A 26,150-nucleotide genomic window follows, 5' to 3' on the forward strand; every position below is an offset into this window, starting at 1 on the left:
CCTTTGTGCGTCTTCCTGGCCGTTCACCGTCGCTGATCGACGGTCCGTCGTACCCAGGGAGACATGATGAAAGCCCGTAGTACCCGCCGCATGCTCAACCGACTCGCGCTGATGTCCGTACTCATGGCAGGCAATGCCGTGGCGCAGCAGTTCAGCTTCGACCTGCCGGCCCAGCCGATGGCCAATGCGCTGACCGCACTGGCCCAGCAGAGCCAGCTGCAGGTCCTGTTCAACGAGGCCGAACTTGAGGCTCTGCGCGCTCCGGCGCTGCTTGGCAGCTACACCCCGGAAGAGGCTTTGCAGCACCTACTGCTGGGCTCAGGCCTGGAGCTGGTACCGTCCGGCGACGGCTATGTGATTCGCGCCCGCGAGTCCGATGGCGCGCAGCTCGAGCTCGAAGCGCTGTCCGTGGTTGGCAATGGCTATGAAGTGGACTCCAGCAACGTCGGTCGTTCGACCCTGACCCAGGCTCATATCGAGCGCCAGCAGGCCGACAACATTCCCAGCCTGCTGCAGACGCTGCCGGGCGTGAGCATGGGTGGATCGCCCAAGCCGGGCGGGCAGACCATGAATATCTGGGGCCTGGGCGATGCCGAGGATGTACCGTTCACCGTGGATGGCGCGACCAAGAGCGGTTTCGAGCGTTACCAGCAGGGTACGGTGTTCATCGAGCCGGAACTGATCAAGCGCATTGAGGTGGAGAAGGGCCCGCACTCGGTCTACACCGGCAACGGCGGTTTCGGCGGCACCGTGCATATGGAAACCAAGGACGCCACCGATCTGCTGCAGGAGGGCCGCAACGTCGGCGCCATGCTCAAGTATGGTTACCACAGCAACGACCAGCAGAAGATCTACAGCGGTGCGGTGTACGGGCAGAGCGATGGTGGCATGGTCGACTCGCTGCTCTACCTGACTGGCCGTGACGGCCGTGACATCAAGCTGGCCGACAACCCGCCGGTCTCCAGCAACATTACCTATCCGATCAATCCAAAGCGCCTGCCCAACACAGCGCAGGACCTGGATGCCGGCCTGTTCAAACTCAATCTGCATCCCAACGAGGAACACGACTTCGGCCTGTCCTGGTCACGCTCGAAAACCACGCGCTGGACGCCGTTTTCCTCCGCCAGCTACCCGACACCACCGACCCAGAGCAACATCAACCAGTACGGCTATGAGGCTGCGCTGCGCCGTTTCCTGGCGCATCGCGACACCACCGACACCACCTGGTCGACCAAGTACAACTACCACCCGCTGGACAATCCGCTGGTGGACCTGATGCTCAACTACTCGCAATCGGACGTGGAGCAACTCGACGAGCGTGAACCCACGGCCTTCGTACAGGTGTCCACCGGCGGCCGCAGGATGCACACGGAGTACACCGACAAGCTGCTCGAGCTGCGCAACACCAGCCGCTTCGAAACCTACGAGCTGTCCCATGCCCTCACCACGGGGCTGGCCTGGCGTAGGCACAACCGTGACACGCTGATGTACATCCCAGGCAACACCTACAACAACGCCAACTACAACTACGGCTGGTTCCAGCCCACCTTCATGCCCAGCGGCGAGCAGGTTACCCAGAGCTTCTATCTGCAGGATGCGATCAGCTACGGCAACCTGACCGTGACGCCGTCGATGCGCTTCGACAGCGTGCGTAACGATGGCGATCCGAACCTCGCTCGCATCTACAACAATGCGGCGCGCGGCCACGACTACAGCAGCCAGACCTACTCCGGCTGGTCGCCACGCCTGTCGCTGTTCTGGACCGCTACCGACCAGGTGGGGCTGTTCGCCGACTACACCGAGACCTGGCGTGCGCCGGTCATCGACGAGCAGTACGAGGTGCAGAACAGCACCACGCGCCCATCCACCAGTCGCGATCTCGACCCCGAGCGTATCCAGGCGCTGCGCGCCGGCAGCGTGATCAGCCTGCCGAACCTGATCGTGTCCGGCGACAACCTGCAGATTCGTACCACGCTGTTCCGCAATCACATCAAGGATGAGATCTTCAAGAACACCGGGGTCGGCTGTGAGGCGCAGTCGGCCAGCAATGGCACATTGTCTGGTAGCTGTGGCAGCACCCTGCCGCAAGGCAACTACCGCAACATCGGTGACCTGACCATTAAGGGCTTCGAGGTCGAAAGCTTCTACGATAGCGGGCGGATGTTCGGTGCGCTGTCCTACTCCTGGATGACCGGCGAGCACGAAGGCGCCTACACCAATCCTTGGGGGCCAGATGTGTGGGCGCGCGATATCCCTCCGGCCAAGTGGGTGGCGACGGTCGGGGTGAAGATTCCGGAGATCGATGCCCAGGTCGGCTGGCAGGGTGAGTTCGTACGCAAGACCGACCGTCTTCCCAGCGACAAGTATTCCGGTGGTATGGGCAGCTCGGTGGGTGATGTGTTCTATGACCAGTATGACAACGCCAGCTACGACACCCAGCGCATCTTCGCCGACTGGAAACCCCAGCAGGGTGGCCTGAAGGGCACAGAGGTGAACTTCACCGTGGACAATCTGTTCAACCGCTTCTATCGGCCGGCGCTCAGCGGTGATCGTGCCTATGCCCAGGGGCGTAACGCCAAGATCAGCATCACCCGTTTCTTCTGATCGATGGGCTGTCGGGGCGTGTGCGGCAGGGGTTGCAGCGCCCAATCAGGAGCATGTTCGCTAAGGAGCAGCGTGGTCGTTTTACCGCTGCTTCTCGCAGCGTTGCGAGTCGGCCAGAGGCCTCTGATCATGGGGGCTGAAGGGGGAAATGCGGCGCGGATCTGAATGTCACGCAACTGACATGAAGGCTTCATCGCGGCGTCATGGGACTGCGGCAACGTGCTCGGCCATTACAACAGCCAACACGGAGTCGCCATGTCCATCCTCAAACCCCTGTCCGCCGCCTTGATGGTTGCGGCTCTCGCGGCCTGCGCCGCTCCCCAATCGGCCTCCAAGCCGGAGCCGCTGAACAACGAGGACTGGTACCAGGTCCGCAGCGAAACCCAGGTCATCCTGTTCGACGATCTCAAGGTCTTCCAGGACTACCTCGCCACCGGCAAGGCGCCGAACATGCGCACTCTGGAAGAGAAGGACCCGGTCGGTGGCCAGGAAGTCATTCTCGCTCTGACCGCCGAAGACCAGGGCAAGGCGCTGGACAAGATCGCCGCCTACCGCTTCTTCAAGGTTGCCCAGGTGCCGGCTCATCCGTTCTATGGCGAAGTGCGTCAGGACGATGCCGTGTATGTGTTCAAGCGCTACGGCGACATGCAGGACATGATCAAGCTGGGCGAGCCGATCTTCCGTTACACCGATATCGGTGGTGGCCCGGACGGCAAGACCGTGACCTACGGTCTGCAGAAGGAAGAAGGTCGTCCCGAGTCGACCATCGCCCAGTTCAAGAAGAACCACAGCCTCTGATTGTTGAGGCTGTGCCAGACGCCCGCTCTATAGCGGGCGTTTGCGTTTTCAGCCCTCGGATTTGCCCTTGAGCAGGGCTTCCAGTCCCGCGAAGGCCTTGTGCGTGACCTTGCTGCCGGAGCCGGCGACGGCCGCTTCTTCCTTCTGGTAATGCAGGTCGACCTGGCGCTGGTGCTCGTTGTCGTGGCAGTACAGGCACAGCAGCTCCCAGTTGGAGCCGTCTTCCGGGTTGTTGTCGTGGTTGTGGTCGCGGTGGTGCACGGTCAGCTCGCTCAGGCGCTTGCCGCTGAACTCGCGGCCGCAGCGCCCGCAGATGTGCGGGTACATCTTCAGCGCCTTCTCGCGGTAGCTGGTTTCACGCCGATGCTGGGCTTCGGCGAGTATCTGGTCGAGCTTGTTCATGAGGGTACCTGTGGTCGGCTGGAACGCTGCCGGATGACGAGACTGCCAGAATAGGACGAAAGCCGCCGCCGTTGGAGCTCTCTATGCGTCCTCTATCGTTGTTGCTGATCCTGGCTCTGAGCGCATTCGCACAGGCCCAGCCCTCCGGCCTGCCCGGCACCGCTACACCACAGCCATACGGCCAGCCACAGGTGCGCAGCATCTCGCCGGCGCCGCGCAGCAGCCCGCCACTGCTGGTCAATCCGGCGCAGCCACAGCAGCGCGTGCCGCTGTCGAGTCCGCGGTCGTTGCCCAAGGATCAGCCGCTGCCGTCGCTGGACACCCAGCGCCGCAGCCAGGAAAAGCACCCGGCGGAGTCTATCGACAAGCCGTGAGTGGGCGCAGCGCCAATAGGGGCACGGCGAGGGACAACACGGCCAGGGTGTTGAGGTAGGCGTGCAGCATCAGACCGAAGTAGCTGGAGATAGCGCTATCCAGCACGCACCAGACCAGCAGCGCAGCGAACAGCGCCGGCTTGATCAGACGATGGCCATGCTGGCGGTAGAGCACCACCAGCGCGCAGAACAGCAGGCCCCAGCTGGCTACGGTCGGGCCGAACAGGCCGACCATGGTGCGCAGCAGCCCCTGGTATTCGTTGCTCGGCGGCTGGCTGGCGACGCTGGCGTACAGGTAGTCGAAGTACGCATCGGTGATCGGCAGGTGGGCGGCGAAGGCCAGGACCACGCCGAGCGCCACATGACCCAGGCCGACCAGCAGCAACCAGCGGTAGAGCAGGTTCTGCATCAGGCCACTCCTAGCACCTTGAGCAGGAAGGCGTATTCCAGCGCTACATCCTTGAGCGCCTGGTAGCGGCCGCTCATGCCGCCGTGGCCGGCGCCGAGGTCGGTCTTGAGCAGCAGCAGGTTGCTGTCACTGCGGGTGGCGCGCAGCTTGGCCACCCACTTGGCCGCTTCCCAGTACTGCACGCGGCTGTCGTTGTAGCCGGCCACGGCGAGGATGGCCGGGTAGGCCTGGGCGCTGACGTTCTCGTAGGGCGCGTAGCCCTTGATGCGCTCGAAGACTTCGGCCTGGTTCGGGTCGCCCCACTCGTCGTACTCGGTCACCGTCAGCGGCAGGTCGGGGTTCTGCATGGTGTTGAGCACGTCGACGAAGGGCACCTCGGCGATGGCGGCGGCGAACAGCTCGGGGCGCAGGTTGAGTACCGCGCCGATCAGCAGGCCGCCGGCACTGCCACCGCTGATGGCCAGCTGCGCGGGCGTGGTCAGGCCGTCGGCGATCAGCTTCTCGGCGCAGGCGATGAAGTCGTCGAAGGTGTTCTGCTTGTGTTCGAGCTTGCCGGCGCGGTACCAGGCTTCGCCCAGTTCGCCGCCGCCGCGCACGTGGGCAATGGCGAAGACGAAGCCGCGCTCCAGCAGCGACAGGCGCGCGTGGCTGAACCAGGGGTCGAGGCTCTGGCCATAGGCACCGTAGCCGTAGAGGTAGAGCGGGGCGGGTGTGCCTGCTGCGAGCACGTCCTTGCGTGCCACCAGGCTGATCGGCACCTGGGTGCCATCGGCGGCCGTCGCCCAGACACGTCGGCTCTCGTAGGCGTCGGCGTCGAACGGGCCTTCCACGGGAGTCTGCTTGAGCACCTGCTGTTCGCCGCTGGCCAGTTGCAGCTGGCGCACCTGGGCCGGGCGGTTGAGCGCCTCGTAGCGCAGGCGAATCGCCGCGCTGTGAAACTCCAGGCTGTCCTGCACGTAGAGGCTGTAGGCGGCGTCCGGCAGCTGCACGGGGTAGGGCGTGGCGTCGCGCGGGTGCACCTCGATGATCGGCAGGCCGCCCTCGCGCAGGCTGAGGGTGAAGGCATCGCGGTTGAGGGTGACGCCTTCGAGCATGCGCTGCTCGTTGTGGGCGATCAGCTGGCGCCAGTGTTCGCGGCCCGGCTGGGCTTCATCGGCGACATACAGGGCGAAGTTGATGCCGGCCTGGTTGCTACGCACGAACCAGGTCCACTGGCCATCCAGCAGGCCGTGGTCGATGTCGTATTCGTGGTCTTCCTGGCGCGGGGCCACGCAGGTGAATTGGCCCTGCGGCGTGTCGGCATCCAGCACCCAGGCCTCGCTGGTGGTCTTGCTGCCGAGGCTGAGGATCAGCTGGCGTTCGGAACTGGTGCGGTAGCAGCTGAGGAAGAAACGCCCGTCGGCCTCCTCGAACACCAGTTCGGCGTTCGCGTCGCCGAGCGCGTGGCGATACAGGCGCCAGGGGCGGTGGGTATCGTCGAGGGTGACGAAGAACAGCGTCCGGTTGTCGTTGGCCCAGGTCATCTGGCCGTCGCAGTCGTCGAACGGCAGCTCGTTCACGCTGCCGCTGTCCAGGTCCTTGACGAACAGGCGGTAGATCTCGTCGCCGGCGGTGTCCAGGCTGTAGCCGAGCAGGCGGTGGTCCTGGCTGATGGTGAAGGCGCCGAGCGACAGGTAGCCGTCGCCAGCCAGGGCGTTGGGGTCGAGCAGCAGTTGCTCGGCGTTCTCGTCGACGCTGAGCGAGCCGTCGGCCGGCAGCGGGCAGCGGTAATGACGCGGGTATTCATCGCCGGCCGTGGTGCGCTGGTAGTACAGCCAGGGGCCCCACGGCACCGGCAGGGACAGGTCGGTCTCGCGGATGCGCCCCTTGATCTCCTGGAACAGCGCCTCACGCAGTTCGCCCTGATCGGCCAGTTGTGCTTCCAGGTAGGCATTCTCGGCCTTGAGATGGTCGAGCACTGCGCTTGCGTCGCGCTGTTCCAGCCAGCGGTAGGGATCGGAGCCGGCGTCGCGGCGGGCGATGGGAGCGTCGGTCATGGTCGTTCTCGTTCGGGCGACCGCAGGGAAGTCGGGGGCCGCAAAAGCCGCTATCATAAGCGCCCCTTTGCCGGCCAGGCCACGACACACCATGACCGAACAAGACTATCTGCTCGCCTGGGCCCTGTACGCGATCTCCGCGCTGGGTTGCCTGCTGGTGTGGTTCCGCATGACCGGCTGGATGTGGCGTTTCCTGCGCGAGCCGCTGCGGGTCATAGTCGCGGTGCTGCTGCTCAGCCCGACCATCGTCGACCCAGCCAAGGAACTGTTCGCCCCGGCGATCGCCATCACCGCCCTGGACGTGCTGTTCAATGTCGGTAACAACGCCTGGCGCGCGGTGGCTGACCTGGCTATCTACGGCCTGATTGCCCTCGGCGTCTGGCTGACCTTCGCCGCCCTGCGCTGGCCGGTCGAGCGCTGGTGGGCCGGGCGCCAGGCCCCGGCCACGACTGTCGCCGCGGAAGATGAACCGACCCTGCGTGAGCTGATGGACCGCGAGGAGCGCTTCGACGCCGACACCCGTCTGGACGGCAAGGGCGATCGCCGCCTGCGCATCGAGCCGCGTCTGTAGCTTGCACGCTGGGCGTGCTGCGTTAGCATGGCGGCATGGGACAAGGAGTGCCGATGAACTGCGTGTTCTGCGCCATTGCCGACGGCCAGCTGCCGTCGCACATCATTCATGAAGACGAGCATTTCCTGGTGCTGCTGGATATCTTCCCGCTGCGGCCGAGCCACCTGCTGGTGGTCGCCCGTGGCCACGCCCCGTTTCTCGCCGACCTGCCGGCCGCGCCGCGCGAAGCCCTGCTGGCCCTGGCCGAACGCATGGCCAAGGCGCTGTATCGCAGCGATCCGTCGGTGCTGGGCATCAATCTGCTGCTCAACGACGGCCCGGTGGCCAACCAGCATGTGCCGCACCTGCATCTGCACCTGATCCCGCGCCGTACTGGCGACTTGCCGGCACTGTGCTGGCGCATCCTCACGCGCTTCCTGCCGTTCGGCCGCGCGCGCATCGAGGCGCGCCTGGCGCGTGAAGCCGAGCGCTTGCGCGCGGCTCTGGCGGAGGGCTGAGGCATGTGCGAACTGCTGGGCATGAGCGCCAACGTCCCCACCGACATCGTCTTCAGTTTCACCGGCCTGATGCAGCGCGGTGGCGGCACCGGCCCGCACCGTGACGGCTGGGGCATCGCCTTCTACGAGGGTCGCGGCCTGCGCCTGTTCCAGGACCCGGCCGCCAGCGTCGGCTCGGAAGTGGCCAAGCTGGTGCAGCGCTACCCGATCAAGAGCGAGACGGTGATCGGCCATATCCGCCAGGCCAATGTCGGCCGGGTGTGCCTGGCCAACACCCACCCGTTCGTGCGCGAGCTGTGGGGGCGCAACTGGTGCTTCGCCCACAATGGCCAGCTGGCGAGCTTTGCGCCGAGCTTCGACTTCTACCGTCCGGTCGGCGATACCGACAGCGAGGCGGCCTTCTGCGACTTGCTCAACCGCGTGCGCGCTGCCTTCCCCGAGCCAGTGCCGGTGGAGGTGCTGTTGCCGGTACTGATCCAGGCGGCCCAGGACTATCGTGGCAGGGGCGTGTTCAACTGCCTGCTCAGTGACGGCGATTGGCTGTTCTGCTTTTGCTCGACCAAGCTGGCGCAGATCACCCGGCGCGCACCGTTCGGCCCGGCGCGGCTGAAGGATGCCGACCTGACGGTGGACTTCCAGGCGGAGACCACGCCGAACGACGTGGTCACGGTGATCGCCACCGAACCGCTGACCGATAACGAACGCTGGAACCTGTTCCAGCCTGGCGAATGGAGTTTGTGGCGCCGCGGCGAGCGCGTGGCCCACGGGCAGATGGGGAGCTGAGGATGTTCAGGGGTTATTTGCGTCTGCTGGTGTTCGCCTTCGGCCTGCTGGTCGGGGTGCAGGTGCCGGGCTTCGTCGACGATTACGCCAAGCGTATCGATGCCCATCGCGCCGAGTCGGAGCAGAGCCTGCTGGGCTTCCGCGAGACCGCTGCGAAGTTCTTCAATGGCGATCTCAACGCGCTGGTGGCCCACTACCGCGCCAGCACCGACGAGGTGATGCGCAGCGACGCCGACAGCGTCGAGCACCTGGTGAGCCGTTACACGCTGCTGGAAGCCGAGTGGCTGGCCATGCAGGGCCCCTGGTATGCACAGATCTGGCACCTGGGCACCGGCGCCGACCAGGCTCTGCTGCAGGAAACCTACGATGCCTACACCTACCAGGTGTTGCTGGCGCCGCAGGCGATCTTCTGGGGCCTAGGGGTAGGGCTGGTGCTGGCCTGGCTGGTCGAGCTGCTGGCGCTGGGCATCGGCTGGACCGTCGGTATCGGGCGCAAGCACAAGACCATCGCCTACGAGAAGCGCCACTGGCGCTGATGAAAAAAGGCCCCGCGAGGGGCCTTTTTCTTGGCCGTCGATCAGGCCGGCTTGGCGTGGGCCTGAGTGGCCAGCTGGCCGGTGTCCACGCGCACGAACACCGAGTCGCCGATGGCGGTCAGCACCTCGCCGGCATAGACCTCGCAGATCACCTGGGTCTTGCGCCCCACGTCACCCTCGACCCGCGCGCGCAGCTGCAGCGGCACGCCCATGGGCGTCGGCTTGATGAACTTGATGCCGAGGTTGCCGGTAACGCACTCGATGCGCGGCAGGCTGCCAGGCTCGCGGCTCTCGGCGCGGTAGTGGTAGGCCATGGCGGTCCAGTTCGAGTGGCAGTCCACCAGCATGGCGATCAGCCCGCCGTAGACCAGCTCCGGCCAGCCGCAGTGCATGGGATCGGGCAGGTGCTCGGCGACGACGTGGACGCCGTCCTCGTGCCAGCGGCTCTTGACGTGCAGGCCGTGCGGGTTGCGGCTGCCGCAGCCGTAGCAGACGCCATCGGGTGCGGCGGCGTCTTGTAGGGGAAGGTCTTGCATGACGGTCGGTTCCGAATGAGACCGGCCAAGCCTAGCGGCTTTCGCCATAAAGCAGAACGGGCCCGAGGGCCCGTTCGTGTGTCACTTGGAGAGGAACCGCATCCCTTCTTCCAGACCGCGCAGCGTCAGCGGGTGCATCTGATCGTTGATCAGCTCGCGGACGATGTTGGTGGAGGCGGTGTAGTTCCAGGCGTCCTTGGGGTAGGGGTTGATCCAGATGAGCTTCTTGTACTTGTCCATGAAGCGCTTCATCCAGATGTAGCCGGCTTCCTCGTTCCAGTGCTCGACGCTGCCGCCGGCCTGGGTGATCTCGTAGGGCGCCATGGCCGCGTCGCCGACGAACACCACTTTCCAGTCCGGGCCGTACTTGTGCAGCAGGTCGTTGGTGGAGAAGCGTTCGCTGGTGCGGCGCAGGTTGTTCTTCCACACGCTCTCGTAGACGAAGTTGTGGAAGTAGAAGTACTCCAGATGCTTGAACTCGGTCTTGCACGCCGAGAACAGCTCCTCGCAGACCTTGACGTGGGCATCCATCGAACCGCCGATATCGAACAGGATCAGCAGCTTCACTGTGTTGCGCCGTTCCGGACGCATCTGGATGTTGAGCAGGCCGGCGTCCTTGGCGGTGTGGTCGATGGTGCCGGAGAGGTCGAATTCCTCGGCGGCGCCTTCGCGGGCGAATTTGCGCAGGCGGCGCAGGGCCACCTTGATGTTGCGCGTGCCCAGCTCGACCTGGTCATCGAGGTTCTTGTACTCGCGCTGGTCCCACACCTTGGCGGCTTTGCCCTGGCGCTTGCCGGCGTCGCCGACGCGGATGCCCTCGGGGTTGTAGCCGCCGGAACCGAACGGGCTGGTGCCGCCGGTACCGATCCACTTGTTGCCGCCCTCGTGGCGTTCCTTCTGCTCCTCGAGGCGCTTCTTGAACTCCTCGATCAGTTTGTCCAGGCCGCCGAGGGACTGGATCTGCGCGCGCTCCTCGTCGGTCAGGTGGCGCTCGAACTCCTTGCGCAGCCAGTCCTCGGGGATCAGCGCCTCGATATGCTCGTTGAGGTTTTCTAGGCCCTTGAAGTAGGCGCCGAAGGCACGGTCGAACTTGTCGAAGTGGCGCTCGTCCTTGACCAGGATCGCCCGCGACAGGAAGTAGAACTCGTCCATGTCGGCGAACACGACGTTGTGCTTGAGCGCGTTGATCAGGTCGAGCAGCTCGCGCACCGACACCGGCACCTTGGCCGTACGCATTTCATTGAACAGGTTGAGCAGCATGGGCATGCCCTCGTGAATGTCTGTAACTGCCTTGTGGCCCGAGGGTCCGCACGCAGTGAGGGGCGAGCGAGCTAGAGCCAGACAAGGCGAGAGTGGGCGAGGCAGCGCAGTTTACGCGTGTAAATGAGCATGCCGAGCCCGCTCTCAACGCAGTCTGGCCGACGCGCAGCCGGCCCGTTTATCGGGAGGCGCGGCGCGCCATGAAGGCCAGGCGCTCAAGCAGCTGCACGTCCTGCTCGTTCTTCACCAGGGCACCGGCCAGCGGCGGAATGGCCTTGGTCGGATCGCGCTCGCGCAGTACGGCTTCGCCGATGTTGTCGGCCATCAGCAGCTTCAGCCAGTCGACCAGCTCACTGGTGGACGGCTTCTTCTTCAGGCCCGGTACCTTACGTACGTCGAAGAACACGTCCAGCGCCTCGGCCACCAGCTCGCCGCTGATGTTCGGGTAGTGCACGTCGACGATCTTCTTCAGGGTGTCGCGATCCGGGAAGGCGATGTAGTGGAAGAAGCAGCGGCGCAGGAAGGCGTCCGGCAGTTCCTTCTCGTTGTTCGAGGTGATGATGATGATCGGGCGCTGCTTGGCCTTGATCGTCTCGTCGGTCTCGTAAACGTAGAACTCCATCTTGTCGAGTTCTTGCAGCAGGTCGTTGGGGAACTCGATGTCGGCCTTGTCGATCTCGTCGATCAGCAGGATCACGCGCTCTTCGGACTCGAAGGCCTCCCACAGCTTGCCTTTCTTGATGTAGTTGCGAACGTCGTGGACCTTGTCCGAATCCAGCTGCGAGTCGCGCAGGCGGCTGACCGCGTCGTACTCGTACAGGCCCTGGTGCGCCTTGGTGGTGGATTTGATGTGCCAGGTGATCAGCTTGGCGCCGAAGGCGGCGGACAGTTGCTCGGCCAGCATGGTCTTGCCGGTGCCTGGCTCGCCCTTGACCAGCAGCGGACGCTGCAGGGTGATGGCGGCGTTGACCGCGAGCTTCAGGTCGGCGGTGGCGACGTAGGACTGGGTGCCTTCGAACTTCATCTGGAAATCCTCGAACGGGCTCGCGAGTAGCGTTCCCGGCTGGTTCGGTGAGTGACGTAGAGACCGACTATAACGCGCAGGGCCGTGGACTGTGAACGCAGACGGGGCATTCAGTCACTGAATGGCGGGTCATGCCGGGAAATGGCCAAAAAACCGCTCTAATGACAAGCTTGCTTTACATGGCGAATGACGGAATGTTAAGTTTGCTTGACATGGATTTCGGAGCCCGCCATGAACGCCGCCGCACGCCGCTACGTGATTTCCTGTTCCTCGCTGATGCTGGTGTACGCCGCGCTGGTCTGCCTGATCAGCTGGGGTGTGGACCTGCAGAACCTGCCCTACGCCCTGCGGGTGATCGCCGCCGCTTCGCCGGCCCTACCGCTGCTGGCCTCGCTGTATGTGTTCGACCGCTACATGCGCAGCGAGCCGGACGAGTTCCTGCGTTTCCTGATGTCGCGTGCGGCGCTGCTGGCTGGTGGCGTGGTGGTCGGCCTGCTCAGCGCCTGGGGCTTTCTAGAGCAGTACGCCGGCTGGCCGCGCTTTCCGCTGATCATGGCCTTCCCGGCGTTCTGGGCCGCCTACGCCCTGACCTCGACCCTGGTGCGCTGGCGCTACGCCTGAGGAGCCGTCATGCACAATCGTCTACGCGAGCTGCGCGCCGAACGCGGCTGGAGCCAGTCGGAGCTGGCGCAGCGCCTGGAAGTGTCGCGGCAGAGCGTCAACGCCATCGAGACCGGCAAGTACGACCCCAGCCTGCCGCTGGCCTTCCGCATCGCCCGGCTGTTCGAGCTGCCGATCGAGGCCATCTTCAGCGACGAGCTCACGAGCTAGGCGGGGCGTTCTCGTAGCGTGCGTTGAAGGCCTGGACGAAACCGTTGCGCAGGATGGCGAGGAAGGCCTGGAACGGGCTGACGTCCTGGTCGCGCACGCTGCCGGACAGCTCCACGCGGGTGGCGAACTGGTTCTTCTGCTGGTTCTTCAGCACCGTCTCGCTGCCACCGACCAGCGCCTCCCAGATCGAGCGGAACAAGCTCTTGTCCTCGCGCTCGACGTCTTGCTGCCAGTTGAATACATCGACATTGCGCAGCAGCGGCTTGATGTAGCCGTCCAGCTGGCCGTTCTCGGCGTTGGCCTCGATTACCACGTCGCCGCTGCCAGCGTTGAAGTCGAACTTGCCGTAGGCGGAGGAGAAGTCGTTGAGCCGGCGCAGTTCGATATCGGTGGCGCGCACGCGGAATTCGAAGTCCTGGAAATTCTCGAACGGGTCGAACAGCGCGGTGGCCTCCAGCGGTGCGTGGCCGAGCAGCAGGGCGTGGCCCTCGAAGCGGGCGACGCGCTGGCCGTTGTCGTCGGCGACGTTGGTCAGGTTGTACAGGCTGGCATCCACGTCGTCGGCCTGCAGGTCCACCGGCGGTTGCGAGGTGAAGTTGCGGAAGCTGATGCGCCCGTCAACCACGCGCACTTCGTCGAGGGTGATCGGCAGCAGTTTCTCCAGCTGCGCGCGCCAGTCCACGCCGGCACCGGTCTGGCTGTCTTCGCCACGCTCGCCACCGTCGACGAAATTCACCTCGGGACGCTCGAAGATCACCCGCGCCACCACGCCATGGCTGTACCACAGCGAGTGCCAGCTCACCGCCAGGTCGATCGACGGGGCGTCGAGCAGCGGCACCGGCACTTCGCCGTCGGCCTTGACGATGCGCAGTCCGTCGATGCGGTAGGCACCGCGCCACCAGGCCAGGTCGACATCGCTGATCTGCCCGCGGTAGTCGCCCATGTCGGCCAGCTTGTCGTTGAGGTAGTCGCGGATCAGGTAGGGCAGCAGCAGGTGCAGCGCGACTAGCAGTACGGCCAGGCCGAGCAGGGTATAGAGGGGCAGGCTGTAGCGACGTTTCATGGCGGAGCTCATCGCAACGGGTGTCTGCGATGGACTGCCTACGGGCTCGCAGAGTTCGACCGACGTGCGCTGGACGATCCCGGCAGGCGGCCTTAGGCTGTCTGGCTCGGGTATCGACAAGGACAACCAGCATGAGCCGCATCTATTCCGACAACGCCCAATCCATCGGCAATACGCCGCTGGTGCAGATCAACCGCATCGGTCCCAAGGGCGTGACCATCCTGGCCAAGATCGAGGGCCGCAACCCCGGTTATTCGGTCAAGTGCCGGATCGGCGCCAACATGATCTGGGACGCCGAATCTCGCGGCGTGCTCAAGCAGGGCATGACCCTGGTCGAGCCGACCTCGGGCAACACCGGCATCGGCCTGGCCTTCGTCGCTGCCGCCCGTGGCTACAAGCTGGTGCTGACCATGCCAGCCTCGATGAGCCTGGAACGGCGCAAGGTACTCAAGGCCCTGGGCGCCGAGCTGGTACTGACCGAGCCGGCCAAGGGCATGAAGGGCGCCATCGAGAAGGCCGGCGAGATCGTCGCCTCCGACCCGGCCAAGTACTTCATGCCGGCGCAGTTCGACAACCCGGCCAACCCGGCGATCCACGAGAAGACCACCGGCCCGGAGATCTGGAACGACACCGACGGCGCGGTCGACGTGCTGGTAGCGGGCGTCGGCACCGGCGGCACCATCACCGGCGTGTCGCGCTACATCAAGAACAGCCGGCACAAGCCGATCCTCTCGGTGGCCGTGGAGCCCATCGCCTCGCCGGTGATTACCCAGGCGCTGGCCGGCGAGGAGATCAAGCCCAGCCCGCACAAGATCCAGGGCATCGGCGCCGGCTTCGTGCCGAAGAACCTCGACCTGTCCATCGTCGACCGCGTCGAGCTGGTCGGCGACGATGAGGCCAAGGCCATGGCCCTGCGCCTGATGCAGGAAGAGGGCATCCTCTGCGGCATCTCCTGTGGTGCCGCCATGGCTGCCGCTGTGCGCCTGGCCGAGAAGCCGGAGATGCAGGGCAAGACCATCGTGGTGATCATGCCGGACTCGGGCGAGCGCTACCTGTCGAGCATGCTGTTCAGTGATCTGTTCACCGATCAGGAGCTGCAGCAGTAACAGCTCTGCTGTGCATGAAAAAGCCGCCCGAGGGCGGCTTTTTCGTTTCTGGCCTCAGGCCTTGGCTGGTGTTGCGGCAGGCGCGCTCGGCCGCACCACCAGCCACAGTGCCACGCCGATCAGCAGACAGCCCGGCAGGTAGTCCCAGGTCAGCGGTTCGCCGAGCAGCAGGGCGCCCCAGACCACGCCGAAGGGTGGGATCAGGAAGGTGGTGGTGCTGGCCTTGATCGGGCCGATGTCGGCCAGCAGGCGGAAGTACAGGACGTAGGCGAAGGCGGTGCAGACCAGGCCCAGCGCCGCCAGCGACAGCCACAGGCTGGGCCCGCCCCAGCTGGTGGGCGGCTGCCAGACCAGGCTGCCGGCGAACAGCGGCAGCTGGAACAGGCTAGCACCGACCAGGCTGGCGAAGGCCACCAGGCGGTTGTCCAGGCCCAACGGGCCGATCCAGCGGCGGGTGAGGAAGCCGGCGAAGCCGTAGCAGGTGGTGGCCACCAGGCAGGCGGCGGCGCCGAGCAGCAGCGGCAGGTCGAAGTCGATCGGGCCGGTGCGGGTCAGCACGGCCACGCCGAACAGACCCAGGGCCACGCCGGCCGCCTTGCTGGCGGTCATCGCTTCGCTGAAGAACAGTGCTCCGATCAGCACGCCCATCAACGGCGTGGTGGCGTTGAAGATCGACGAGTAGCCGGCCGGCAGCACCAGTGCGGCCAGGCAGTACATCACCGAGGGCAGGCCGGCGTTGATCACGCCCAGCATCAGGCAGGCGCGGAACTTGCCCTGGTAGTTCCATACCGGACGCAGCAGCAGGAGGAAGGCCAGCAGGCCGAGAGCGCCGAGGCTGGCGCGGAAGAAGGCAGTGGGCAGGCTGCCCAGCACCGGCACGGCGATGCGCATGAACAGGAAGCTGGCGCCCCAGATGGCGGCGAGCAGCAGCAGGCGAAGCAGGTCGGCGGGTCTCATCAAACGGCTCCAGGCAGGAGCCGCCAGATTACGCCGCCGGCTGGGCGGCGCAATCCGCAGATGGCTTTCAAATCGCCCATACAGTTGTGCGAGGGCAGGCCAGTACAGTGATCTAGAACGACTTGCTCACGCTGGCCACCACGGTGGCGGTGCAGACGTCGGTGAAGCCGTAGTTGCTCATGCACTCGTTCTCGGAGAGATCGGTGTCGACGTAGCTCAGGCCCCAGGTCACGCCGACGAAGTCGCGGGTCAGCTTGGCTTCCCACTCGCGGTAGGACTCGCGCGACTGGCCGCTGCCGGACCAGAAGATCGGGTCTTTCAGGTCCATACGCCCGTAGCGCAGGTCCAGGCCGATCTCCAGCGGCAGCTGGGTCTCGTAGCCGACCCAGGTGTAGAGGGTGTCCTGGTCTTCGCCGATGAAGTTGCCCAGGTCGCGCGAGTAGTAGGCCGCAGCCTTGAAGCCGTAGGCGTTGAGGATGGCGTAGGCCTCGCTCTGGTTGAACTGGCTTTCCTTGGGGTAGGCGTACTTGATGTAGCCGAGGTCGAGGCTGACCTCTTCGGTCGCTTGCCAGTACCAGCCGGCGTAGTAGTCCACTTCCTGACGGGTCTTGAGGCCGTAGCCGAAGTCGACGTTGGAGGTCCATACGCCGGCATATAGGCCGCTGCTGTGGGCTAGCGTCGCGCCGGCCTGCAGGGCGGGGTCGCCCTGGGTCTGCGAGATGCCGCGGGTGCGGTAGTCGCTGGCCAGGTTGAGGTCGATCGCGACGAAGAAGTCATCGTTGATCGGTACGGCCTGGCTGCTCAAGGGCGTCAGGGCCAGGCCGGCGAGGAGGAGGGCGGTCGAGCGTTTCATGATGCTATCTCTGTGTTGTGGTTGTTGTTGGCAGATAGACGGCAAGGCTTCGCCAGCCCCCGGCAGAACCGAGGGTTGGCGCAGCGGTGGAGCTGGTTGTTATTGGGCGGGGGCGTAGACCTGGCGGCCGGCGAACCAGGTCTGCAATACCTGGGTATCGGCCAGGGCCTTGTCGTCGACGCCGAACACGTCGCGGTCGACCACCACGAAGTCGGCCTGCTTGCCGGCTTCCAGCGAGCCGATGCTCTGTTCCAGGCCGATGGTGCGCGCTGCGTTGAGGGTGTAGGCGTAGAACATGGTCTCGCGGTCCAGGCGCTCGTCGGCGTTGAGCACGCCCTTGTCACCCTCGCGGGTCGCCGCCTGGGCGATGGCCAGCCAGGGGTTGGGCGTGGACACCGGCCAGTCGCTGGCGCCGGCGATGGTCGCGCCGTTGGCCAGCAACGAGTGCGCGGGGTACTGGTAGCGGAAGGCGAAGGCGCTGACGTAGGGCTTGACCAGGTCCAGGGTGTATTCGTCACCGGCGGCCCACAGCAGCTGCATCGAGGCGATTACGTTGAGCGGTTTGAAGCGCGCGAACTCCTTGGGATTGACCAGCTGCAGGTGGGTGATGGAGTGGGTCACGCCGCTCTGCCGGTCCTTGCGTGCCTGCTCGATGCCGTTGAGCGATTCGCGCACGGCGCGGTCGCCAATAGCGTGGATGTGCACCAGCCAACCACGGGCGTCAGCGGCGCTGACCAGCTCGCCGAAGTGCGCCGGGTCGATCAGCAGCTCGCCCTGCTTGTGCGAGTTGGTGTACGGGTCGATCAGCGCCGCGCTCTGCGCCGGGAACTCCAGCACGCCGTCGGCGAATACTTTGATCCCCGGCAGGCTCAGGTTGGGCACGCCGGTGAACTGCTTGCGCACCTTGTCCAGCACCTCCAGATCGGCCGGGCGGCTCTTCGGGTTGGCCACCAGCAGGGCGGCGACGTGGGCATTCAGGCCGCCTTTCTCGGCCAGGGCCTTGTACGCCGGCAGCACGCCGACGCTCTTCTCGGTGGGCTTGAGGTCGAACACCGCCTCGCCCGGCGCGGCGTTGGAGGCCGGGTCCATCCAGGCGGTGATACCCAGGCTGTTGTTCAATTGAACTGCGGCCTCGGCGCCACGCAGCAGCTCGTCCGGGCTGACCGGCGGCAGCACGCTGGCGACGCGGTCCCAGCCGGCGTCGACCAGGAAGCCGCTAGGCTCGCCGTTCTTCAGCAGGCCGATGGTGTCGCGCTCGCCCTTAGGCAGGCTGGCCACCAGCGCCTTGTCGATACCGGCGCGCTTGAGCATGGCGGCGTTGGCCCAGGCGGTGTGGTGGTCGCTGCCGATGAAGACGATCGGCAGCTTCGCCCACTCGCCTTGGTTGAAGCGCTGGCCCATGGCCTCGGCCTGGGACCAGGCGCCGGAGTTCATGCCGCCGACCTGCAGCACGTCACCATGCACTGCGCGGCCATCGGCCTGCCAGCCGCGCAGGCGCTTCTCCAGCTCGTCGACGCTGACCAGTTCGTCCTGCATGTTGGCCGCGGCCAGCTCCAGGCCGCCGAACACGGCGTGCGAGTGGGTGTCGATCAGGCCGGGCAGCAGGCGCTTGCCGGCGAGGTCGATGAGCTGGGTGGAGGCGTCGGCCAGGGCCTTGATCTCGGCATCGCTGCCGACCGCGACGACCTTGCCGTCGTCCACGGCAATCGCCTGAACCTGCGGCTGGGCTTGGTTGGCGGTGAACACCTTGCCGTTGAACAGCACCAGATCGGCGGCGGCCATGGCTTCCATCGAGGAAAAAGCCAGTGCACTCGCAAGCAACACTCTTTTCACAGCAGACCCCTTGTTTTTATTGAGTTAGCAGGGAGACTAGCGAGCATGGTGAACGGGCAGAACGGCCTGTTTACGCAAAAACCTTTTGCCTGACCGGAAAAAGACCATGGACAAGTTCAGCGCCCTCAGCATGTTCGTTGCCGCCGCCGAGCAGGGCAGTTTCAGCCGCGCGGCCGAGCTGCTGGGCAAGACGCCCTCGGCCCTGACCAAGGCGGTCGGCCACCTGGAGCGCGAGCTGGGCGCTGCATTGTTCGAGCGCAGCACGCGACGCATCGTGCTCACCGAGGCCGGGCGTCTGTACCTGGATACCGCGCGCCAGGTGCTGCAGCGCCTGCGCGATGCCGGCGAGGAGATCGACCAGCTGCAGAACGGCATGCAAGGCAGCTTGCGCCTGACTGCGGCGCTGGCCTTCGGCCCGGCCTTCCTCGAGCGGGTATGCGCCGGCTTTCTCACCGAGTACCCGCAGATTCGCCTGCACGTGGACCTGACCGATGATTTCGTCGACCTGGTCGAGGCCGGTTACGACCTGGCCCTGCGCGAGGGGCCGAGCGACCTGCCCGGGCTGATCGCCAGGGTCATCGGGCGCAACCGTATCTTCCTCTGCGCCAGTCCCGAGTACGTCGCGCGCAACCCGTTGCCGCTGACGCCGCAGACCATCGAGGAGCACGACTGGCTGATGTACACCCACCCGGCCCTGGGCCGCGAGGGCTGGTGGGTGGACCGCGACAACCTGCGCATCTTCCTGCCGCACCCCAAGCGGGTGCGCATGGAGAGCGACAACTACCACCTGCTGCTGGCCAACGCCCTGGCCGGTCATGGCGTGCTGCACACCCCGCAGTGGAGCGCCATGGACCTGCTGGACGAGGGTCGCCTGGTGCGCCTGATGACCGATTACCGCATCGACCCGGATGCCTTCGGCGACAACATCCTCGCCGTCTATCCCAGCCACCGCCGCGCCAGTGGCAAGGTGCTGGCCTTCATCGACTATCTGCAGAACTACCTGGCCCGCACCATGGATGTTGACCGATAGGGTCAATCGCACCGAGCGCTTGGGTCATTGAGGGCAAGTGGAGGGCAGACCTAACCTGCGGCGATCCCCGAGGGAATGAGGGGGCGCCGGACGAGGCACGCGTCGGGGGCTAGGCTCCTGCAGCAGAGCGCCGGCGTGTTTGTGCGCCCGATCCGGCATCGCGCTTCGACCAGAATAAGAACAAGGGATCTGACATGACCGAACAACTGCCGCTGCAACGATTCCAGCACTGGCTGGAGGTGACGCCCGAGCGGGTCTGGTTGCGCCAGCCGATAGAGGGCACCTGGCACGACTTCACCTGGCGCCAGGTCGACGACCAGGCCCGGCGCCTGGCCAGCGCCCTGCGCGGCTTGGGCTGCGAGCCGGGCGACCGGGTGGCGCTGCTGGCGAAGAACTGCGCCGAGTGGTTCATCAGTGATCTGGCGATCATGCTCGCCGGGCTGGTCAGCGTGCCGCTGTACCCGCTGCAGACCGCCGAGAGCGTGGCCTACGTGCTGGAACACGCCGCCTGCAAGGCGATCATCCTCGGCAAGCTGGACGAGCCGCAGAAGCTGGAGGCCGGCATCGGCCCGCAGGTAACGCGCATCGCCATGCCCTATCCGACCCTGCGCGCCGACCATCAGTGGCACGCGCTGCTGGCGGCCCACGAGCCGTTGCAGCAGGGACATGCGCAGCAGGGCGACGAGCTGGTCAGCATTCTCTATACCTCCGGCACCACCGGCCAGCCCAAGGGCGCCATGCTCTCGGCGCGGGCCATGGCCTTCGCTGCGACCAACTCGGTGGAGGAGATGAAGATCGGCCCGCACGACCGCTTCTTCTCCTACCTGCCGTTGTCGCATGCCGCCGAGCGCTTCCTGGTGCAGATGAACGCGCTGTACAGCGGCGCCAGCGTGGCCTTCGTCGAATCCCTGGAGACCTTTGCCGGCGACCTGCGCCAGGTGCGGCCGACCGTGTTCTTCTCCGTGCCACGGCTGTGGACGCGCTTCCAGCAGGGCGTGCTGGAGCGCCTGCCGGCGCAACGCCTGGACCGGCTGCTGCGCCTGCCCTTCATCGGCACGCTGGTGGCGCGCAAGATTCGCAAGGGGCTGGGCCTGGACAAGGCGCGCATCCTGGTCTCGGGTGCTGCCTCGATCTCGCCGGCGCTGCTCGACTGGTACCGGCGCCTGGGCATGATCCTCTGCGAGGGCTACGGCATGACCGAGAACTTCGCCTACGGCTGCTTCAACCGCCCGGGCCAGGTACGCCTGGGCAGCGTCGGCCGGCCCATGCCATTCCTCGAGATGCGCCTGGCCGATAACGGCGAGGTGCAGTTCCGCAGCCCGACCCTGATGCAGGGCTACTACCGCGAACCGGTCTTGAGCGCCGAGGCGCTGGCCGGCGGCTGGCTGCACACCGGCGACAAGGGCGAGGTGGATGCCGACGGCTACCTGCGCATCACCGGGCGGGTGAAGGACATCTTCAAGACCAGCAAGGGCAAGTACGTGGCACCGGCGCCCATCGAGGGGCAGATCGCCCGTAATACCTGGGTCGAGCAGGTTTGCCTGATGGGCAGCAACCGCGATCAGCCGCTGGCATTGATCGAGCTGTCGCCGGCCGCCCGCGCCGAATCCCGTGAACGCATCGCCGCCGACCTGCAGGCAACCCTGCATGGCCTGAATGCCGAACTGCAGCCCCACGAACGCCTCAGCCACCTGCTGCTGGTGCGCGACAGCTGGACCGTGGATAACGGTTGCATGACCCCGACCATGAAAATCCGCCGCAACGTGCTGGAGGCCCGGTACGCCGACCTGGTCGCCGACCTGCCGGTCGAACCCTCTCTGCACTGGGAAAACTGAACATGAAAGGCCCGCTGTCTTCGCTGAAAGTCCTCGACTTCTCCACCCTGCTGCCGGGGCCGTTCGCCTCGCTGCTGCTGGCCGATATGGGCGCCGAGGTACTGCGCGTGGAGTCGCCCAGCCGTGTCGACCTGGTGCGCGTGCTGCCGCCGCATGTGGACGGCGTCTCCACCAGCCACGCTTACCTCAACCGCAACAAGCGCTGCCTGGCCCTGGACCTGAAGAAGCCCGAGGCGCTGGAGGTGGTGAAGCGCCTGGTGGCCGAGTACGACATCGTGCTGGAGCAATTCCGCCCCGGAGTGATGGACAAGCTTGGCCTCGGTTACGAGGCGCTCAAGGCGATCAACCCACGGCTGATCTACGTCTCCATCACTGGCTACGGCCAGAGCGGGCCGTACCAGGACCGAGCCGGCCACGACCTCAACTACCTGGCCCTGAGCGGCCTGGCCAGCTACACCGGGCGTCGCGACAGCGGCCCACTGCCGCTCGGCGTGCAGGTGGCGGACATCGCCGGCGGCGCGCTGCACGGGGTGATCGGCCTGCTCGCCGCGGTGATCGCCCGACAGACAACGGGGCAGGGCCAGCACGTGGACATCAGCATGACCGACTGCGCCTTCAGCCTGCATGCCATGGCCGGCGCCGGCTACCTGGCCGGCGGCGTGGAGCCGGACATGCAGAACCAGGTGCTCAACGGCGGCAGCTTCTACGACTACTACCGTACCCGCGACGGCCGTTGGCTGTCGGTGGGCAGCCTGGAGCCGCAGTTCATGCAGCAGTTCTGCGCCGCCCTCGGTCGCCCGGAACTGGCTGCCCTGGGCCTGTCGCCCAAGGATCAGGAGCGGCTCAAGGGCGAGATCGCCATCGAGGTGGAGAAGCACGATCTGGTCGAGTGGCAGCAGCGCTTCGCCGAGGTGGACGCCTGCGTCGAGCCCGTGCTGAAGCTGTCCGAAGCGGTCGAGCACCCGCAGCTCAAGGCACGCGGCGTGGTTACCGAGGTGCCGCGCGAGGGCAAGTCGGCGCAACGGCAGATCGCCTGCCCGATCCGTTTCTCTGCGGGGCTGGAACCGCCACGGCACATCGGCGCGCCGGTGGGCGCGCACAACGACGAGGTGCTGCGCGAGCTGGGTTATGCCGAGGAAGAAATCGTCGCGCTCAAGGCGAGCAAGGCGCTGGGCTGAGGCTCACTCGATCCGCTGTTCGCCGCTGAACACCAGGGTCGCCCGGCAGCGCCGGCAGAAGTAGCGGCGGCCCTGGGCAACCAGGCGGTGACGCTGGCCGGAGAAGGGGAATTCGCCGTCCGGGCATTGGCACAGGTAGAGGTAGCGGGTGACCTTGCGCCGGCCGATGTCGTAGTTGTGGCAGCGATCCGGCGGCAGCTCGTAGACCCCGCGCATGATCAGCTGCCACTCCTCACCGTGCGGCTGGATGCGCGGGCCGAACAGCTGGTGCGCCACCAGGTGCGCGACCTCGTGGGCCACGGTCTGCTTGAGGAAGTGTTCGCGGTTTTCCGCGTACAGCTTGGGATTGAAGCGCAGCAGGTTCTCGTGCAGATGCGCCACGCCGGCCTTCTGGCCGCGCAGCTTGAAGCTGACCTCGGGGCGGGGGAACGAGCGCTTGAAGAAGTCTTCGGCCTGCTGGTAGCAGTCTTCGACACGGGCATGGAGCAATTCGGGCATGCGGCGATTATGCCGCATCGCCCCCTAAGGCCAAACCGACCGCTGGTCGAATCACTCGCGCCCGTGCTGCTGCTCGTAGACCGAGGGCCGCTCCTGCCGGGTCGGATAGGTCTGTTCTGGCGCGGTGCGCTCGTACTCCGGACTCATGTAGTACTGCCAGTGCAGAATGGCCGAGACCAGCAGGGTGACCACCGCGAGCACCGCCACCGCCCACACCGAGCCGGCGTAGAGCATGCCCTGCTGCTGGCGCAGGCGCATGAAGGTGGGCAGGCCGACGAACAGCAGGTAGGTCGAATAGGCACAGGCCAGGCCCAATGCGACTACAGCGAGCCAGCGGCTCGGGTAGATGGCCACCAGCCCGGCGAGGAAGAACGGTGTGGCGGTGTAGGCGGCGAAGCCGATGCACTGGTTCAGGCTGGGGCGCGCCTCGAAAGTGCGTGACATCCAGCGGATGAAGCCGCCCATGATCAGGGTACCGACCAGCGCGGTGAGGTAGACGTTGAGCGCCAGCAGCAGGGCGCTGCCCTCGGCGAGGCGCACGCGTTCTTCCTCGGCCAGGCTCCAGCCCACTTCGCTGGTGCCGACGAACAGGCTCACGGCGGGGATCATCGCCAGCAGCAACAGGTGGCCCAGGTAGTGCGCGGGATGCTGTTCCTCTTCCTGGCGGATCTCGTGCCAGGCGGCGTCCGGGCGGGTAAACAGGTTGACGAAGTGCGGCGTCATGGGCGCGTTCCTCTGCAGGGTTGGCCATAACGGCTTAGAACTGCGCAGGTGTCGCCAGGGTTCAACTTTCCGGCTGGAAGGAATGTGCGTGCAATGAAAAGGCCGCCCGTAGGCGGCCTCATGCAAGCGCTAATGGCTCAGTTGGTGTAGACCGGCCCCACGCCGAAGCCCCAGAGGATCACCGAGCAGGCGATCATCGCCACCAGCACCACCAGGCCCACGGCCAGCACCGAGCTGGAGAACATGAAGCCCTCGTCCTGGGGGATGCCCATGAAGGTGGGGATGCCGGCATACAGCAGGTACACCGTGTAGCAGACCGCCGCGGTGCCGATCAGCATGCCCAGCCACAGGCTCGGGTACAGCGCCGCGACACCGCCGACGAACAGCGGCGTGGCGCAGTAGGCGGCGAACACGATGCATTGGGTCAGGGTCGGGTTGGAGTCATAGGTACGCGCCATCCAGTGGATGAAGGCGCCCATGACGGCCACGCCAGCGAGCATTGCTAGGTAGGACATGATGGTCATCTGCATGGCGCTGGCCGCCGTGAGCTTGACCGCCTCGCCATCGCCGATGCGCCAGCCCACCTCGGTAGTACCGAAATAGGCGCAGAGCGCGGGGATGGCAGCGAGAATCAGGACATGGGTCAGGTACATGTGGCTGATGCTTTCCTCTTCGCCACGGATTTCCTGCCACTCTTGGTCGGGATGGGTGAAGAGCCCCCAAACATGGTGGATCATGCAGACACCTCCTCTTTTTATTGTCGATCGCCCCGAGCGTAGCGCCCGGCGTGCGTGCTCAGCAGCGCCGGGTGCAGGCCGAATTAAGTGCGACCGTATGCCGCAGTATAGGAAAGGCTGCAGGCCGCGTAATCCGTGGCTTTAGAGCGAATCGCTCTCTATGAGTCAGCCGTAATAGCGCTCAAGTATTTCCATGGCCAGGTTGATCGACTGCAGACGGCTGGTGCTGCCGCCGCGATCCGGGTGGTGCAGGCTCACCAGTTGCCGGTAGCGCTGCTTGATCAGCGCGAGATTGAGCGGTTGCGTGATATCCAGCTCGAACAGCTCGAGGGCCGCCTGCTTCTCTTCGCCGCCCTGCATGCGCGTCCAGAAGCTGGCCAGCAGCTTCTCCACCGCGTCCTCGGTGATGTCGTGCAAATTTTGCAGATTGAGATAGTAGTCACGCAGCGGGTCGTGTTCGGCCAGCTCCGCACTGCCGGCTTGCCAGGGTTGCAGCTGCACGCACAGCGGGCTGATCTGCAGATGCGCCTCACGCTTGCCCCACAGGCGCTCGCGCAGCGCATAGAGGGCGTTGAACAGCAGGAAGTGGGTGCGGAACAACACCAGCTTGTCGGCCAGCCCCAGGTGCGGAATATGCGTGGAACCACGGGCCTTGAGCTGCTGGATCAGCTGGAATTCGCTGATTCCGGCGGGCACCGCGCGCAGCAGTTGGTGCAGTTGCTCGGGCAGGTCGAGGCTGGGGTCGAGGTCGTTGTTCATCGGGCGAGCCTAACACGGGCTGTCGCGGCCGAGCTTTGTGCGTAAAATAGCCAGCTTTTCGCCTTCACCCCCGGATTCTCCCGCACCATGCCCAGCACCATCTCGGTCAACCAGAACAAACTGCAGAAGCGCCTGCGCCGCCAGGTCGGCGAGGCCATCGCCGATTTCAACATGATCGAGGATGGCGACAAGGTGATGGTCTGCCTGTCCGGCGGCAAGGACAGCTACACCATGCTCGACGTGCTGCTGTACCTGCAAAAGGTGGCACCGATCAAGTTCGAGATCGTTGCGGTGAACATGGACCAGAAGCAGCCCGGCTTCCCCGAGCACGTGCTGCCGGCCTACCTGGAATCCATTGGCGTGCAGTACCACATCATCGAGAAGGACACCTACTCGGTGGTGAAGGAGAAGATCCCGGAGGGCAAGACCACCTGCTCGCTGTGCTCGCGCCTGCGCCGCGGCACCCTGTACACCTACGCCGACGAGATCGGCGCGACCAAGATGGCCCTCGGTCACCACCGCGACGACATCCTGGAAACCTTCTTCCTCAACATGTTCTACGGCGGCACGCTGAAGGCCATGCCGCCCAAGCTGCTGTCCGACGACGGCCGCAACGTGGTGATCCGCCCGCTGGCCTACTGCAATGAGAAGGACATCGAGGCCTACTCGGTGATGAAGGAATTCCCGATCATCCCGTGCAACCTGTGCGGCTCGCAGGAAAATCTGCAGCGCCAGGTGGTCAAGGAGATGCTGGTGGAATGGGAGCGCAAGAGCCCAGGCCGCACCGAGATCATGTTCCGCGCCCTGCAGAACGTGGTGCCGTCGCAGCTGGCCGACCGCAACCTGTTCGACTTCCAGAGCCTGAAGGTCGACGACAGCGCCACGCCGCGCTTCCTCGACGTGATGAACCTGTGATT

28 protein-coding genes are annotated in these 26,150 nt (G+C 65.5%); 14 read left to right on the forward strand and 14 right to left on the reverse strand.

Features of this window, described 5'->3' with window-relative positions; translation table 11 throughout:
- Window positions 1–66: 66 nt before the first annotated feature.
- Both IP89_RS20735 and IP89_RS20740 read left to right on the forward strand, forming a co-directional pair.
- Window positions 67–2,604: a TonB-dependent receptor gene (locus IP89_RS20735; RefSeq protein WP_052081170.1), complete on the forward strand. Its 2,538-nt coding sequence runs from the start codon at window positions 67–69 to the stop codon at window positions 2,602–2,604.
- A gap of 255 nt (window positions 2,605–2,859) precedes the next feature.
- Window positions 2,860–3,402, forward strand: coding sequence for a hypothetical protein (locus tag IP89_RS20740; RefSeq protein ID WP_043311640.1), 543 nt, complete (start codon window positions 2,860–2,862; stop codon window positions 3,400–3,402).
- Between the two features lie 48 nt (window positions 3,403–3,450).
- Here the strand turns inward: IP89_RS20740 and IP89_RS20745 are convergent, their stop codons facing one another.
- A complete protein-coding gene (locus tag IP89_RS20745) occupies window positions 3,451–3,804 on the reverse strand; it encodes a YajD family HNH nuclease (protein WP_043311641.1) in 354 nt (117 codons plus the stop codon).
- 83 nt (window positions 3,805–3,887) lie between these two features.
- Between IP89_RS20745 and IP89_RS20750 the strand changes: the two genes are divergently transcribed.
- Window positions 3,888–4,178: a hypothetical protein gene (locus tag IP89_RS20750; protein WP_043311642.1), complete on the forward strand. Its 291-nt coding sequence runs from the start codon at window positions 3,888–3,890 to the stop codon at window positions 4,176–4,178.
- On the opposite strand, the gene IP89_RS20755 is transcribed toward IP89_RS20750, so the two are convergent.
- Window positions 4,162–4,587 (reverse strand): hypothetical protein, encoded by a 426-nt coding sequence (locus IP89_RS20755; RefSeq protein WP_043311643.1) that lies wholly within the window; start codon window positions 4,585–4,587, stop codon window positions 4,162–4,164. The two genes, IP89_RS20750 and IP89_RS20755, sit on opposite strands and share 17 nt — an antisense overlap.
- Window positions 4,587–6,623, reverse strand: a complete 2,037-nt coding sequence (locus tag IP89_RS20760; RefSeq protein WP_043311644.1) for a S9 family peptidase — start codon at window positions 6,621–6,623, stop codon at window positions 4,587–4,589. Before IP89_RS20760 ends, IP89_RS20755 begins: the two co-directional genes overlap by 1 nt.
- 91 nt (window positions 6,624–6,714) lie before the next feature.
- Between IP89_RS20760 and IP89_RS20765 the strand changes: the two genes are divergently transcribed.
- The 4 genes from IP89_RS20765 to IP89_RS20780 are packed head-to-tail and all read left to right on the forward strand — an operon-like array spanning window position 6,715 to window position 9,010.
- On the forward strand, window positions 6,715–7,194 hold the full coding sequence (locus IP89_RS20765) for a hypothetical protein (protein WP_043311645.1): 480 nt from the start codon (window positions 6,715–6,717) through the stop codon (window positions 7,192–7,194).
- 53 nt (window positions 7,195–7,247) lie between these two features.
- Window positions 7,248–7,691 (forward strand): HIT family protein, encoded by a 444-nt coding sequence (locus IP89_RS20770; RefSeq protein ID WP_043311646.1) that lies wholly within the window; start codon window positions 7,248–7,250, stop codon window positions 7,689–7,691.
- A gap of 3 nt (window positions 7,692–7,694) precedes the next feature.
- On the forward strand, window positions 7,695–8,474 hold the full coding sequence (locus IP89_RS20775) for a class II glutamine amidotransferase (protein ID WP_043311647.1): 780 nt from the start codon (window positions 7,695–7,697) through the stop codon (window positions 8,472–8,474).
- A 2-nt stretch (window positions 8,475–8,476) separates the two neighbouring features.
- On the forward strand, window positions 8,477–9,010 hold the full coding sequence (locus tag IP89_RS20780) for a DUF2937 family protein (RefSeq protein ID WP_043311648.1): 534 nt from the start codon (window positions 8,477–8,479) through the stop codon (window positions 9,008–9,010).
- Window positions 9,011–9,051: 41 nt separating this feature from the next.
- Here IP89_RS20780 and IP89_RS20785 read toward each other — a convergent pair whose 3' ends face one another.
- From IP89_RS20785 to IP89_RS20795, 3 genes are all read right to left on the reverse strand, one after another.
- Window positions 9,052–9,546, reverse strand: a complete 495-nt coding sequence (locus IP89_RS20785) for a PaaI family thioesterase (RefSeq protein WP_043311649.1) — start codon at window positions 9,544–9,546, stop codon at window positions 9,052–9,054.
- An 81-nt stretch (window positions 9,547–9,627) separates the two neighbouring features.
- Complete coding sequence (locus IP89_RS20790; protein ID WP_043311650.1) at window positions 9,628–10,806, reverse strand: VWA domain-containing protein; 1,179 nt, start codon at window positions 10,804–10,806, stop codon at window positions 9,628–9,630.
- A gap of 178 nt (window positions 10,807–10,984) precedes the next feature.
- Complete coding sequence (locus tag IP89_RS20795; RefSeq protein WP_043311651.1) at window positions 10,985–11,830, reverse strand: MoxR family ATPase; 846 nt, start codon at window positions 11,828–11,830, stop codon at window positions 10,985–10,987.
- 231 nt (window positions 11,831–12,061) lie between these two features.
- On the opposite strand from IP89_RS20795, the gene IP89_RS20800 reads away from it, so the two are divergent.
- Both IP89_RS20800 and IP89_RS20805 read left to right on the forward strand, forming a co-directional pair.
- Window positions 12,062–12,451 (forward strand): hypothetical protein, encoded by a 390-nt coding sequence (locus IP89_RS20800; protein WP_052081171.1) that lies wholly within the window; start codon window positions 12,062–12,064, stop codon window positions 12,449–12,451.
- Between the two features lie 9 nt (window positions 12,452–12,460).
- Complete coding sequence (locus IP89_RS20805; RefSeq protein ID WP_043311652.1) at window positions 12,461–12,661, forward strand: helix-turn-helix transcriptional regulator; 201 nt, start codon at window positions 12,461–12,463, stop codon at window positions 12,659–12,661.
- Here the strand turns inward: IP89_RS20805 and IP89_RS20810 are convergent.
- Complete coding sequence (locus tag IP89_RS20810; RefSeq protein WP_043311653.1) at window positions 12,651–13,724, reverse strand: DUF748 domain-containing protein; 1,074 nt, start codon at window positions 13,722–13,724, stop codon at window positions 12,651–12,653. The genes IP89_RS20805 and IP89_RS20810 overlap by 11 nt on opposite strands.
- Window positions 13,725–13,855: 131 nt before the next feature.
- Here IP89_RS20810 and cysK point away from each other — a divergent pair, with 131 nt between their 5' ends.
- Complete coding sequence (gene cysK / locus IP89_RS20815; RefSeq protein ID WP_043311654.1) at window positions 13,856–14,830, forward strand: cysteine synthase A; 975 nt, start codon at window positions 13,856–13,858, stop codon at window positions 14,828–14,830.
- 54 nt (window positions 14,831–14,884) lie between these two features.
- Here cysK and IP89_RS20820 read toward each other — a convergent pair whose 3' ends face one another.
- The 3 genes from IP89_RS20820 to IP89_RS20830 form a co-directional block, all read right to left on the reverse strand.
- Window positions 14,885–15,787, reverse strand: a complete 903-nt coding sequence (locus IP89_RS20820; RefSeq protein ID WP_043311655.1) for a DMT family transporter — start codon at window positions 15,785–15,787, stop codon at window positions 14,885–14,887.
- Between the two features lie 112 nt (window positions 15,788–15,899).
- On the reverse strand, window positions 15,900–16,640 hold the full coding sequence (locus tag IP89_RS20825) for a TorF family putative porin (RefSeq protein ID WP_043311656.1): 741 nt from the start codon (window positions 16,638–16,640) through the stop codon (window positions 15,900–15,902).
- A 99-nt stretch (window positions 16,641–16,739) separates the two neighbouring features.
- Window positions 16,740–18,431, reverse strand: coding sequence for an amidohydrolase (locus tag IP89_RS20830; protein ID WP_156115102.1), 1,692 nt, complete (start codon window positions 18,429–18,431; stop codon window positions 16,740–16,742).
- A 148-nt stretch (window positions 18,432–18,579) separates the two neighbouring features.
- Here IP89_RS20830 and IP89_RS20835 point away from each other — a divergent pair, with 148 nt between their 5' ends.
- From IP89_RS20835 to IP89_RS20845, 3 genes are all read left to right on the forward strand, one after another.
- Entirely contained in the window at window positions 18,580–19,503 is a 924-nt protein-coding gene (locus IP89_RS20835; RefSeq protein ID WP_043311658.1) for a LysR family transcriptional regulator, read from the forward strand.
- A 194-nt stretch (window positions 19,504–19,697) separates the two neighbouring features.
- Window positions 19,698–21,338 (forward strand): AMP-binding protein, encoded by a 1,641-nt coding sequence (locus IP89_RS20840; protein WP_043311659.1) that lies wholly within the window; start codon window positions 19,698–19,700, stop codon window positions 21,336–21,338.
- A gap of 2 nt (window positions 21,339–21,340) precedes the next feature.
- On the forward strand, window positions 21,341–22,516 hold the full coding sequence (locus IP89_RS20845; protein WP_043311660.1) for a CaiB/BaiF CoA-transferase family protein: 1,176 nt from the start codon (window positions 21,341–21,343) through the stop codon (window positions 22,514–22,516).
- Between the two features lie 3 nt (window positions 22,517–22,519).
- Here IP89_RS20845 and IP89_RS20850 read toward each other — a convergent pair whose 3' ends face one another.
- The 4 genes from IP89_RS20850 to IP89_RS20865 all read right to left on the reverse strand — a co-directional run bounded on the left by IP89_RS20850 (window position 22,520) and on the right by IP89_RS20865 (window position 25,233).
- Entirely contained in the window at window positions 22,520–23,014 is a 495-nt protein-coding gene (locus IP89_RS20850) for a SprT family zinc-dependent metalloprotease (protein ID WP_043311662.1), read from the reverse strand.
- A 51-nt stretch (window positions 23,015–23,065) separates the two neighbouring features.
- Complete coding sequence (locus IP89_RS20855; RefSeq protein ID WP_043311664.1) at window positions 23,066–23,737, reverse strand: Yip1 family protein; 672 nt, start codon at window positions 23,735–23,737, stop codon at window positions 23,066–23,068.
- Window positions 23,738–23,874: 137 nt separating this feature from the next.
- Window positions 23,875–24,474 (reverse strand): Yip1 family protein, encoded by a 600-nt coding sequence (locus IP89_RS20860; RefSeq protein ID WP_043311666.1) that lies wholly within the window; start codon window positions 24,472–24,474, stop codon window positions 23,875–23,877.
- Window positions 24,475–24,639: 165 nt separating this feature from the next.
- Window positions 24,640–25,233, reverse strand: a complete 594-nt coding sequence (locus IP89_RS20865; RefSeq protein WP_043311668.1) for a DNA-J related domain-containing protein — start codon at window positions 25,231–25,233, stop codon at window positions 24,640–24,642.
- An 87-nt stretch (window positions 25,234–25,320) separates the two neighbouring features.
- Between IP89_RS20865 and ttcA the strand changes: the two genes are divergently transcribed.
- Window positions 25,321–26,148, forward strand: coding sequence for a tRNA 2-thiocytidine(32) synthetase TtcA (ttcA, locus tag IP89_RS20870; protein WP_043311670.1), 828 nt, complete (start codon window positions 25,321–25,323; stop codon window positions 26,146–26,148).
- Window positions 26,149–26,150 lie beyond the last annotated feature (2 nt).

This window comes from Pseudomonas sp. ML96, from assembly GCF_000761545.1.
GTDB lineage: Bacteria > Pseudomonadota > Gammaproteobacteria > Pseudomonadales > Pseudomonadaceae > Aquipseudomonas.

Bases quoted from the DNA above. Each gene is read 5' to 3' on its own strand.
- ttcA (WP_043311670.1), top strand. From the start codon at position 25,321: ATGCCCAGCACCATCTCGGTCAACCAGAACAAACTGCAGAAGCGCCTG.
- IP89_RS20850 (WP_043311662.1), bottom strand. From the start codon at position 23,014: ATGCCCGAATTGCTCCATGCCCGTGTCGAAGACTGCTACCAGCAGGCC.
- IP89_RS20855 (WP_043311664.1), bottom strand. From the start codon at position 23,737: ATGACGCCGCACTTCGTCAACCTGTTTACCCGCCCGGACGCCGCCTGG.
- IP89_RS20835 (WP_043311658.1), top strand. From the start codon at position 18,580: ATGGACAAGTTCAGCGCCCTCAGCATGTTCGTTGCCGCCGCCGAGCAG.
- IP89_RS20755 (WP_043311643.1), bottom strand. From the start codon at position 4,587: ATGCAGAACCTGCTCTACCGCTGGTTGCTGCTGGTCGGCCTGGGTCAT.
- IP89_RS20795 (WP_043311651.1), bottom strand. From the start codon at position 11,830: ATGAAGTTCGAAGGCACCCAGTCCTACGTCGCCACCGCCGACCTGAAG.
- IP89_RS20805 (WP_043311652.1), top strand. From the start codon at position 12,461: ATGCACAATCGTCTACGCGAGCTGCGCGCCGAACGCGGCTGGAGCCAG.
- IP89_RS20735 (WP_052081170.1), top strand. From the start codon at position 67: ATGAAAGCCCGTAGTACCCGCCGCATGCTCAACCGACTCGCGCTGATG.
- IP89_RS20860 (WP_043311666.1), bottom strand. From the start codon at position 24,474: ATGATCCACCATGTTTGGGGGCTCTTCACCCATCCCGACCAAGAGTGG.
- IP89_RS20800 (WP_052081171.1), top strand. From the start codon at position 12,062: ATGAACGCCGCCGCACGCCGCTACGTGATTTCCTGTTCCTCGCTGATG.
- IP89_RS20775 (WP_043311647.1), top strand. From the start codon at position 7,695: ATGTGCGAACTGCTGGGCATGAGCGCCAACGTCCCCACCGACATCGTC.
- IP89_RS20845 (WP_043311660.1), top strand. From the start codon at position 21,341: ATGAAAGGCCCGCTGTCTTCGCTGAAAGTCCTCGACTTCTCCACCCTG.
- IP89_RS20765 (WP_043311645.1), top strand. From the start codon at position 6,715: ATGACCGAACAAGACTATCTGCTCGCCTGGGCCCTGTACGCGATCTCC.
- IP89_RS20865 (WP_043311668.1), bottom strand. From the start codon at position 25,233: ATGAACAACGACCTCGACCCCAGCCTCGACCTGCCCGAGCAACTGCAC.
- IP89_RS20740 (WP_043311640.1), top strand. From the start codon at position 2,860: ATGTCCATCCTCAAACCCCTGTCCGCCGCCTTGATGGTTGCGGCTCTC.
- IP89_RS20810 (WP_043311653.1), bottom strand. From the start codon at position 13,724: ATGAAACGTCGCTACAGCCTGCCCCTCTATACCCTGCTCGGCCTGGCC.
- IP89_RS20750 (WP_043311642.1), top strand. From the start codon at position 3,888: ATGCGTCCTCTATCGTTGTTGCTGATCCTGGCTCTGAGCGCATTCGCA.
- cysK (WP_043311654.1), top strand. From the start codon at position 13,856: ATGAGCCGCATCTATTCCGACAACGCCCAATCCATCGGCAATACGCCG.
- IP89_RS20820 (WP_043311655.1), bottom strand. From the start codon at position 15,787: ATGAGACCCGCCGACCTGCTTCGCCTGCTGCTGCTCGCCGCCATCTGG.
- IP89_RS20745 (WP_043311641.1), bottom strand. From the start codon at position 3,804: ATGAACAAGCTCGACCAGATACTCGCCGAAGCCCAGCATCGGCGTGAA.
- IP89_RS20780 (WP_043311648.1), top strand. From the start codon at position 8,477: ATGTTCAGGGGTTATTTGCGTCTGCTGGTGTTCGCCTTCGGCCTGCTG.
- IP89_RS20840 (WP_043311659.1), top strand. From the start codon at position 19,698: ATGACCGAACAACTGCCGCTGCAACGATTCCAGCACTGGCTGGAGGTG.
- IP89_RS20825 (WP_043311656.1), bottom strand. From the start codon at position 16,640: ATGAAACGCTCGACCGCCCTCCTCCTCGCCGGCCTGGCCCTGACGCCC.
- IP89_RS20830 (WP_156115102.1), bottom strand. From the start codon at position 18,431: ATGGAAGCCATGGCCGCCGCCGATCTGGTGCTGTTCAACGGCAAGGTG.
- IP89_RS20790 (WP_043311650.1), bottom strand. From the start codon at position 10,806: ATGCTGCTCAACCTGTTCAATGAAATGCGTACGGCCAAGGTGCCGGTG.
- IP89_RS20760 (WP_043311644.1), bottom strand. From the start codon at position 6,623: ATGACCGACGCTCCCATCGCCCGCCGCGACGCCGGCTCCGATCCCTAC.
- IP89_RS20785 (WP_043311649.1), bottom strand. From the start codon at position 9,546: ATGCAAGACCTTCCCCTACAAGACGCCGCCGCACCCGATGGCGTCTGC.
- IP89_RS20770 (WP_043311646.1), top strand. From the start codon at position 7,248: ATGAACTGCGTGTTCTGCGCCATTGCCGACGGCCAGCTGCCGTCGCAC.